This is a genomic window from Fusibacter sp. (assembly GCF_057447755.1).
Genome location: NZ_JBVBZF010000123.1, coordinates 1 through 10,127, shown reverse-complemented (window position 1 = coordinate 10,127; position 10,127 = coordinate 1). Strand labels below are relative to the sequence as shown.

The window sequence follows — 10,127 nt, the reverse complement described above, 5'->3', positions numbered from 1 at the left end:
CTTTTTAAGAGAGACTCTTGCTCAATAACTTGTACCCCCGTGAGAACCAATGCGCTGATGACATGCTTCATGTTTTCGTAAGCATAGGGGGTAAGTGTACTTTCAGCAAATGCCCGCGTATGTGCCACGACACTTGTATCACCAACGATGTCAAAATAAGGGTGGATGGTTGGACACTTATGACTAACATTACCAGCATCCAGTGATCCAAATGAATCTCGCGCTTCATTGACATTTGAAATGCCAAAGACCTCTAATTGGTCTAAAAAAAGTTGCGACAGTGTTTCATTTGTAACCAGGTTATCATAGCTGTATTCATAATTTGAAATCTTAAGTGTGGTTCCAGCAGCTATAGATGCCCCTTCAGCACAAGCTTTGACCTTTTCAACCAATTCTGTAAGGTATGATTTGGTTTGTGCTCTCACATAAAACTGAGCAACGGTATGATCCGGAATGACATTTGCAACTTGACCTCCTTTTTTTATGATGCCATGTATCCGAGCATCAGGTGCGGTCTGTTGCCTCAAAGCATTGATGTTATTAAAGGTGTTAATCACTGCATCTAGAGCATTAATTCCCTTCTCAGGTGCTGCTGCCGCATGCGATGTTTTGCCAAAATAATCAAACTGGATTGCTTCCATTGCAAGTGAACGACCGCTCCTGTTGTAACTGCTGTTTGGATGTGCCACAAGTGCAATATCCACATCATCAAAAGCCCCCTCATTTGCATATAGTACTTTAGCGCCACTGGTTTCTTCAGCTGGTGTTCCAAAAACCACCACAGTGCCTCCAATTTTTTCGACAATTGATTTCAAAACAATTCCTGCCCCAGTACTGGTTGCCCCTAAAATGTTATGACCACAGCCATGTCCGATATCAGGCAAAGCATCATACTCACTGAGATAAGCAATTGTAGGTCCTTTTTTATTTGATTCAAAAACCGCTTTAAAACCTGTCTTCGCCCCTAAATAAGGATGGATTATGTCAAACCCATATTTTTTTAAGTATGAAATATGTTTTTTGGCAGACTCAAACTCTTCATTTCCAAGTTCCGGTTCCTTATAAATGCTCTCGCTCAACTCGATGAGTTCCGGCATTAGTGCTTCTGTCTTTTGACCTATTTCATCACTGAACTTAGCAATGATTTCACGTGTATTCATTTAGTCCCTTCTTTCCTAAGCCATCGTCTATTATACATTAACCAACTCACGCATTGACGATGGGTTTATAAGATATATATTTTCCTAGCCTGCCGTCCATTATTTGATTTGCCTTAACCGCTATTTTACCATTCAAAATCACATATTCTATACCAGATGGGGCTTGCGTTGGCTCAGAAAAACTTGCATGATCTTGGATGCTTTCAGCATCAAAAATGACAAGATCTGCATCCTTACCAACTTCAATACGCCCCTTATCCACTAGATTTAACCTCTTAGCAGGTCCTGCAGTCATTTTCCAAAGTGCAGTCATCATGTCGATTTGATTATTTTCTCTTACATATTTTGATAAGACTCTTGGAAAAGTGCCTGCACCCCTAGGATGTCCTTGATCTTTCTTGTATAGAGAATCACTGCCCACAAAGACAAAAGGTGCTTTAAGGGCTTCAACAACTTCTGTTTCATTCATTACAAAAGCCGCAGCAATCATATCAGGATGCGATTTTCTCACCTGATAAAAGAGCTTCTCATCACACCTGGTGTTCTTGTAAGGTTCTTCTGTCAGCAAAATAGCACTATAATCTCTCTGCCATCGATCAAAACAGCCCTCATCAAATACAGCTGAACCAATATAGGTTGCAAAGGCATCATAGGGGTAGCAATCCGCCATTATATCAAGGCCTTCTGCCCTGCTCTTTTCTATCAATGCCAGTGAGCTTTTCATATCACCATAAGCGCTGCAAGATCCAATATGAGAAACTTGCATTGGATGACCTGTTACCTTTGAAAGTTCAACGAGCTCTTCAATTGATGCATAAGCACCTTCAGCATCCTTTCGAAAATGTGCAGAGAGCAAGTAACGCTTGTTTGAAAAAGCTTGGGTAAGTTTAATCATTTCATCAAAAGTAATGCCAGGTGAGTATTCTATGCCAAAGGACAAGCCAATTATGCCATGCTCAAGATTGGTCTTGATTTCAGACTGCATCAGTGCAATCTCTTTATCATTTGCGGCTCTATAACGATCGCTAATGCCCACTAGATTTCGCAAATAATTATGACCAATAAAAGTCATGTAATTAACTGGTGCCCCTTCTTTTTCAATATAATTCTTAAAATCCTTTACAGATTGTCTGTTGTTACCACAATTACCTGCAACACAGGTGGTAACGCCCATTTTCAGTTCATAGTACGATGCATAATATTCATCTAATTTTGGGGATTCTTTTACATGATTTTCGAATGTTTCTTCATGCATATGGATATCGATAAAACCCGGTGAAACGATTTTATTAGACGCATCAATTTCTTTTATGTCTTCAAAAAAAGATTCGCTTTGGCTTCTTAGGGCATTGGGTGCCAGATTCTTAAGAGGTATGTCCTCACCATGTGAACCAATCCAAATAATCTTACCGTCATCTATCAGTATGTCTTTTTTTTCAAGTGCCATTGTATCAAAATTAGGGATACTACCATTTATAATTTTAAGTGTCATGCGCTTGCCTCCTAAATGACCTTGAAATTGGGGAATCTGTGAACCCTTCATTAATAGGGCAATAAAGGGTTCACAGACATATGCCTATTCTAAAAATTCAAGTGCCATTTCTGCATATAAAACCACATAATCTTCTAGGGCTTTTAAGCTGATTTTTTCTGCCTTTGTATGTGAATCTTCAATACGCCCTGGTCCTGTAATGACGGTGGGAATCTTGCCATAATAGGATAGGGTGGCAGCATCTGTCCAACCCCTTTTTCTGGTGATCTGAGGTTCTTCTTTAAGGTGCCTTCCCAGTACTGAAGTTACAACCTTTACAATTGCTTCATCAGGGTCTGTATAATGGTACATGTGGTCATACTTTTTCATCATATTTGATGGCATTCTGGTCATCTTACATTCAAACTCTGGTATTTTGCCACGGAGCTGATCAATAATCATCTGATATTCATCTAAAACCGAATGCACTGACTCGCCCAGAACATAGCGACGGTCAAGTTGAAGTCTACACTGATCTGCCACTGTGGAAGGCTGAGTACCACCGACTATTTTCCCGAAATTCATTACCGACGGCCCCATATATGGGTTATCTCTTTCTTCAATTTTGGGAATCAAATCACGTTCAACTGCTTGAATAAACTTAGATGCCATTGAAATTGCGTTTATACCCTCCTTAGGGACACCACCATGAGCGGCTTTTCCAGTGAACTCAAATTCTATCCACTCAAGTCCCCTATGGCCAATGGCATACTCGTAATTAGAGGGTTCTCCCACAATTGCACCATCTGCTTTGATGCCTTTTAAAACAACTTGCTCTGTACCGTCACTTTGCTCTTCTTCACCCACAACCGCAGCAATAATAATCTCTCCTCTAAAACTCAACCGCGAACGTTTTATGGCGAGCATAGCGATCATCATCGCCGCAAGCGCACCCTTCATATCATTACTACCACGCCCCCACAAATAACCGTCTTTTATGAGGCCTTCATAGGGTGCTATTGTCATCTCATAAGGTGGCACTGTATCTGTATGCCCATTAAAAAGCAAAGTCTTTCCAGGCGTTTTTCCCTTCAAGCTTATATAGACATTGTAACGTTCGCCTTCTACTGCATCGAGTTCTGCATGAAGGCCATTTTCACTGCAAAAGTTTTTAATAAACAGTGCGACATCTCTTTCTCTGTTAGGTACATCTTTATGGCTTGGGATTTGAACTAATTTTTGAGCAAGTGCATGAACTTCCTCAGGTGTATAAAAAGACCTTAAGTCTGGTACTTTATTCTGTATTTTCATCTAATCACTCTTTTCATATCTTGTTAAAATGGTCCATAGTTTATCATATTTGCAATAAACAAGAATACAGCACCAGTCGCTATCCAAATAAGCATGAGAGGCCATAAGAACTTGACCCATTTTTCATATGAAATCTTAGCAACAGATAAAACACCCATTAAGGCTGCCGATGTTGGTATAATGGAGTTTGTAAAGCCATCACCAAATTGATACGCCATAACAGCAACCTGTCTATTGATTGTCAAAACGTCTGAAAGTGGTACCATAATCGGCATTGTTGCAGCAGCTTGTCCACTGCCTGAAGGTATGAAGAAATTGATGATTACTTGAACAATATACATGCCTAAAACAGCTATGGACTTTGGTAAATTTTGAATGCCAATCGCTAGACCGTTAATGATTGCATCAATAATGGCGCCATCTTGCATCACCACTAGAATGCCCCTTGCAATACCTACTACTAATGCACCAAAGACAATCCCTCTTGCACCTTCAACAAATTCTTTGGAAATTGCACTTGGTCCCATTTTGCCAAGTAAGCCACCAATAATTCCCATTGCTAAAAATGCGGATGCAATCTCAGTGATGTACCAGCCTTGTTTAAAAACACCATAGATAATAAAGCCGAAGCCTACGATTAAAGTTAGCAAGACCAAATAATGCTGTTTTTCAAATGCTGGAATCTGAGAAAGGTCGATTACTTTGTGTTTTTCTTCTTTTTCAAGTTCATGCACGATACTATAACTTGGGTCTGACTTGACCTTATTGCCATATCTCAACAAGTAGACCGTTGTAATGATAAGCATCACAGCTAAAATAACAAGTCTGAAGGCAATCCCTGAAAAAAGTGGCAACTCAGCAATGCCTTGTGCAACGCCCACCGTAAAAGGATTCATAAATCCCGAAGTAAAACCACATGCAGCACCTAGAGTAATCATCGCCGTACCCACAATGGCGTCATATCCTAAGGCCCTTGCAAGTGCAATGCCTATGGGAACAAATACAATTGCCTCTTCAGCCATTCCAATTGTTGCACCAAAGAAGGAGAAAATGACTAAAAATATTGGAATCATCAACTTATCTTTGCCTTCTAGTTTCACTGCAATTCTAGAGATACCAGCTTCAATTGCGCCTGTACCGGTGATGATTTGGAATGAGCCTCCCACAATAAAAATAAAGAAGATGATACTTGACGCTGCACTCATCCCTTTGGGAATTGATTGAAATAAGCCAAAAAAGCTGATTGGATTTTGTTCAACCGCATGAAATGATGCTGCATCTACTACCATTCTACCAGTGTTTGGATCTTCAATTCTTCCAAACTCGCCAGCCGGAATCAAGTAGGTCAATAAGGCCATAATAATAATTACTGCAAAAAGAATAACATAGGTGTGTGGTACTTTCATTTTAGTACGTGTGTCTTTGATTGCTTCACTACTCATAAAATCCCTCCTAAATAATTTTTTAAGAACCCCCGCCATTGTGCTGTGATACCTTTAAATAATATATTTTGAAATTTCTTTAGCACCTTTTCTCAATACTTTGATGTATGTCTCCAAAGCCTCTTCATCCAATGAGTTTTTAAGAGCTGCAAGGCCAATACAACCATGGATTGTACCATCTTCTTTAAAGACTGGAACCCCAATTCCAAATGCACCTTTCATGTTTTCTTCATCGCTAATGCCATATCCTTGGGCTCTAATTTTTTTATACTCTTGCAAAAGCTCATCTGGGTCTGTAATGGTTTTTTCAGTTTTAGCAACAAGCTCTGTATTTCTTACGATTCTTTCCAGCTCTGAAAGAGGTTGATAGTTTGCCATAATTGTCTTACCATAAGCACCGCAGTGTATCGGGAAGAAGGAGCCATGCTCATAAGTGATTTTGACAGGCATTGTAAGCTCTGATTCGTAAAGATTCATAATACGCCCTTTATCAATTATGGTATAACCAATATTTTGCTTGAGCTGAATAGCAACCTTTTCAACAATTTCCTTGATCACATTAAAGCCTTTTGTCTTATATAGATACTTGGACCCCATGTGATAGAGTTCTGGACCAATCGTATACTTCTTCTCCTCATTTTGAACGACTAAATAGTGTTCTTGAAACTCGACTAAAATTCGATGAACAGTAGTCCTGTTAATATTTAGTTTCTGGCTAAGTTCAAGTACTGAAAAAGCATATGGTGGTTCTGATAAAGCCTTCATAATTTCAATAGATTTGCCGATGGCAGTCATTTTATCTGACATTTATACCTCCGTTTGATTGCAAGTTCATAATATGAACATCTGTTCGCATCTTGAACTCACATAATATTTAACACAAGGATATTTCCTTGTCAATCAATTTTGTGAATTTTCTGTCTATTTATAGTGAGACAGGTCTCATAACGCTTTATATCTCAATTTTTTTTACAAAAAAAACTCAAATATCATACAATATTTGAGTTTTCATTGATTATTTGTTGTTTGTAAAAATCTTTTTTATTAATGGCCATGATGATAAAATCCGTACATAATTCACCGTGGATTAAATCAAACTGATCCTCATAAGTTTGTAATATCAAGTCTTTAAAGCCCTGCTCTTCAAAAACTTCTATGCGTCTATCAATTTCTCTAAACCCAACTTTTCCGTAACTTCTCTGGGCACGTTCATTAAAAGCAGCTACTCTGAGTACCATTGTCTCTATCGGAAAATGCGTAAATACATAATCCAAATAAGCTTTCAAAGACGTGGTCCCATATCCTTCATTTAGGTGATTTGGATCCACGGCAATGCCGAGCTCTGCTCGCTTTTTAAACCAATTAATGTTCTTTAGGGTTACAAATGAAACAGGAAAATCATCTACAAAAAGGCCATAAACTTTTCTTTGGATCCATCTTTGCTTCATACTAAACCAGTCATCAAACTCTTCTTCAGACTCGAAGGGAAAATTATACTGATAAAAACGAGGGTCCTCATGCCGTCCCCATTTTGCAAATTGATAGACGTCTCTTCTTTTCAACTTTCTGAACTCAGGCACTTGGCATCACCTCATCTGTGAAGTATTTGCAAATTTTGTATACTGGCCTAACCAAGCCAAATAAACCTTGCCTGTTTCACCATTTCTTTGCTTGGCAATAATAACTTCACCAATTCCCTTTAATTTTTCGTCCACAGTCTCTGGATTGTAGTATTCATCCCTATAGAGGAACATTACCAAATCGGCATCCTGCTCTATCGCACCGGATTCACGTAAATCCGAGAGAATGGGTCTATGATCTGCTCTTAACTCCGAAGCACGAGATAACTGCGAAAGTGCTATCACAGGACACTGCATCTCTCTTCCAATCTGCTTTAGAGATCTCGAAATAGTTGATATTTCTTGTTGTCTGTTTTCCTGTTTGCCACCACCAGACATAAGCTGGATGTAGTCGATCATAATCATATCTAGACCGTGATTCATCTTGAGTCTTCTGCATTTACTTCTAAGCTCTGCAACAGTGATACCCGGTGTATCATCTATGAATATTTTAGATTCCGCAAGCTGGGCACTACTTCTTGCAAGCTTGAACCAATCATCATCTTGAATGTTTCCCGATCTGATCTCCGAAATCGAGACCAAGGACTGAGCACTCAAAAGACGCTGTACCAGCTGGTCAGCTGCCATCTCCAAACTGAAAATGGCAACGCTTTTCTTTTCTTTAACAGCAGCATTCTGACAGAGGTTCAGCGCAAATGCTGTTTTCCCCATAGAAGGTCTTGCTGCAACAAGGATTAAATCTGATTTTTGAAGCCCTGATGTCATCTCGTCAAGTGCCTCAAAACCGGTTGAAATCCCAGTCATCGCATGAGGGTCCTCATGCAGCATCACAATTTTGTCATAGGTTGTCTGCAATACTTCAGCGATCGGTTGAAAGCCCTTTTTGTTTTTATTTTGCGATATCTCAAATATGTTTGATTCAGCTTCTTCAATAAGACCTTCAACATCTTGATTGTTGTAGCCCTTCTCCATAATATCTGTCGATGACTTGATCAAACGTCTTAAAATATATTTTTCATGGATAATCTTTGCATGATTTGTCACATTTGAAATCAATGTTCCAACATCCGAAAGTTCGGTTAAGTACTCAAAACCACCAACCGTTTCAAGCAATTGATTTTTCATGAGTTCATCTGATATGGTAATCAAATCCACCGTTTTACCATCTGCAAAAAGTTCCTTAACTGTCCTAAAAATCTCACGATGTGCCTCGTTATAAAATTCCTCGTCAAAGGTGATGATTTCCAGAACATCTCCAATTAAATCACTGTCTAATAATAATGAGCCAATAACACTTTGCTCTGCATTAATATCATGTGGCATTGTTTTTAAATTTACGTTCATTTTATCCTCTCACTTCTTTTCCGACTGACTAATATTATAACATGAATTTAAGGCCCTATCGTATGATTTTTCTTAACTTAAAAATTTTAAGGTCACAAAATCTCAATAAGCCAAATTCTGATTTATATTGACTCTCCAAAGCCACAATGAGATTACTAATGATTACCGCGGCTTCATTAATTACGTCTGGATTAAGGGTCTTCTTTCCATTGTAAAGGATGGCTAAAACACGCTTTTTCTCTTCAGCTGTTAGTACCGTTTCATCCAGCAAATAATCAAGCAGAACTCCCTTGTCAGGATATAACGCCATGAGTAGATACTGACAATAATAAATCATTCTAAGGACTCGACTCCGGCTTCCGTTAGGCTTAATTCGGCTTAAATTTAACCCAACCATAGCAAGTATGGATAGGATCAAAATCGCCACAAGGCTAAAGCTTGTGATTAAAATAATTTGACCCAATTGCCACTGTGGTCCTAGTGGATCCTCAGGTCTTACATTTCCAGAATTACCACCATCGTCTCCTAGAATCATATTTTCTTCGAGTTGGCCTTCTTTAAAATTGTTAACGGCTTCAGGCATAGGTGTTAATACGGTAGAACTTACATTGCTAATCATAGCATTGAGTTCCGAGCTTGATTTTCGTTCCAAGGAAAGCGCTTCAGCCGCATACGGCGGTGTGCTTTCAAAAACAACCCATCCCTTGTCTTCTAAATAAACTTCACACCATGCATGCGCATCACCTTCTGTGACTGCAGTATAGCCATCTCCACCTTCTTGTCCAGGATCAACCCTGAAACCTTCAACATAGCGCGCAGGGATATCATTTATTCTTGCCATCACCGTGAGTGCCGTTGCAAAATAGGTACAATAGCCCTTTCGTGTTTCAAAGATAAATTTGGATACGAATTCACGGTCTTTATCATATTCAGGTGGATAGAGTGTGTACTCATAATTTTGCAATAAAAACTTGGTCATAATGACCATTTTTTCATAGTTGGTTAAGCCATAATTTCCCAGATTCCTAGAAAGCTGATAGGTCCCGTTGTCAATATTGCCAGGCAACTGAAGATAATCTACATCCTTTGAAAGCATGTAGTCCTTATTGGTGGCCTTAAACTTATATTCACTCAAGAACTTCACAAAAGCACCAGCCTTATAGAAGGCTTCGTTATCAATCGAAACAAATACCTTGTCTCCAAGACTTGTATCATAAAGGCCCATTGGTGTAAAAAGGGTTACAGTGTTCATCTGATCCAATCTAATGGTTCCTGAAATTTTATCTGGTGCATCACTTTCCAAATACTTGACATTTTGCGGGTTGCTCAAGTAGAACTCATAGGCTTTCTTATAAGTATTGGCATGACTGACCCATTGATAGCCATCATAATAATCCTTAACATTTCCTTTTAAATAAAGTGAATCTTTTAATTTTTGATCTGTCTTCACCCAAAATAAGACTGTGTCACGATCAATACTTGTGATTGGACCACCAAGTTGATTCTCCTTTGATTGATAGGGGGTATCTAATAAGGTATACATTTTTAAGCTTTCACTTGCATAACCACTTCTACCACCCCAAAAATTTGGCATAATAGGATCTGTTAATCGATTTACTCTATCAAGTGGAAACACTGCCGTTAGAAAGATTGTAACGCTTATCATCACTATACTGACAAGTGCAGAAAATTGAAATAGGCCATTGGGTTTATAATGACTCTGACCGTAGTATTGCATTTGCTTTTTTAAGGATTCCTGTCGGTCCAGTACATAGAAAATGAAAACGCCTATAAAATAGTAAATTTCTATTTTTCTAGG

8 protein-coding genes are annotated in these 10,127 nt (G+C 38.8%); all 8 read right to left on the bottom strand.

The window, feature by feature from the left end; translation table 11 throughout:
• Nucleotides 1-1,160: M20 family metallopeptidase (locus AC220I_RS13335; RefSeq protein WP_486724339.1), on the bottom strand; the 1,160-nt coding region annotated here is incomplete at its 3' end.
• 46 nt (nucleotides 1,161-1,206) lie between these two features.
• Nucleotides 1,207-2,652 carry an amidohydrolase family protein gene (locus AC220I_RS13330; RefSeq protein ID WP_486724338.1) on the bottom strand — a complete coding sequence of 482 codons (1,446 nt, stop codon included), beginning with the start codon at nucleotides 2,650-2,652 and terminating at the stop codon, nucleotides 1,207-1,209.
• Nucleotides 2,653-2,736: 84 nt separating this feature from the next.
• Nucleotides 2,737-3,942, bottom strand: a complete 1,206-nt coding sequence (locus tag AC220I_RS13325) for a M20 family metallopeptidase (RefSeq protein WP_486724337.1) — start codon at nucleotides 3,940-3,942, stop codon at nucleotides 2,737-2,739.
• Between the two features lie 23 nt (nucleotides 3,943-3,965).
• The gene (locus AC220I_RS13320) at nucleotides 3,966-5,384 is read right to left on the bottom strand and encodes a YfcC family protein (RefSeq protein ID WP_486724336.1); all 1,419 of its coding nucleotides are present in this window, start codon (nucleotides 5,382-5,384) and stop codon (nucleotides 3,966-3,968) included.
• 54 nt (nucleotides 5,385-5,438) lie between these two features.
• Entirely contained in the window at nucleotides 5,439-6,191 is a 753-nt protein-coding gene (locus tag AC220I_RS13315; RefSeq protein ID WP_486724335.1) for an IclR family transcriptional regulator, read from the bottom strand.
• A gap of 182 nt (nucleotides 6,192-6,373) precedes the next feature.
• The gene (locus AC220I_RS13310) at nucleotides 6,374-6,964 is read right to left on the bottom strand and encodes a GNAT family N-acetyltransferase (protein ID WP_486724334.1); all 591 of its coding nucleotides are present in this window, start codon (nucleotides 6,962-6,964) and stop codon (nucleotides 6,374-6,376) included.
• 6 nt (nucleotides 6,965-6,970) lie between these two features.
• Nucleotides 6,971-8,308 carry a replicative DNA helicase gene (gene dnaB, locus AC220I_RS13305; protein WP_486724333.1) on the bottom strand — a complete coding sequence of 446 codons (1,338 nt, stop codon included), beginning with the start codon at nucleotides 8,306-8,308 and terminating at the stop codon, nucleotides 6,971-6,973.
• A gap of 55 nt (nucleotides 8,309-8,363) precedes the next feature.
• Nucleotides 8,364-10,127 (bottom strand): transglutaminase TgpA family protein (locus tag AC220I_RS13300; protein ID WP_486724332.1); only part of this gene is annotated, 1,764 nt, incomplete at its 5' end.

Excerpts from the sequence above, each read along its gene's own strand:
- AC220I_RS13315 (WP_486724335.1), bottom strand. The coding sequence starts at position 6,191 with ATGTCAGATAAAATGACTGCCATCGGCAAATCTATTGAAATTATGAAG.
- dnaB (WP_486724333.1), bottom strand. The coding sequence starts at position 8,308 with ATGAACGTAAATTTAAAAACAATGCCACATGATATTAATGCAGAGCAA.
- AC220I_RS13330 (WP_486724338.1), bottom strand. The coding sequence starts at position 2,652 with ATGACACTTAAAATTATAAATGGTAGTATCCCTAATTTTGATACAATG.
- AC220I_RS13320 (WP_486724336.1), bottom strand. The coding sequence starts at position 5,384 with ATGAGTAGTGAAGCAATCAAAGACACACGTACTAAAATGAAAGTACCA.
- AC220I_RS13325 (WP_486724337.1), bottom strand. The coding sequence starts at position 3,942 with ATGAAAATACAGAATAAAGTACCAGACTTAAGGTCTTTTTATACACCT.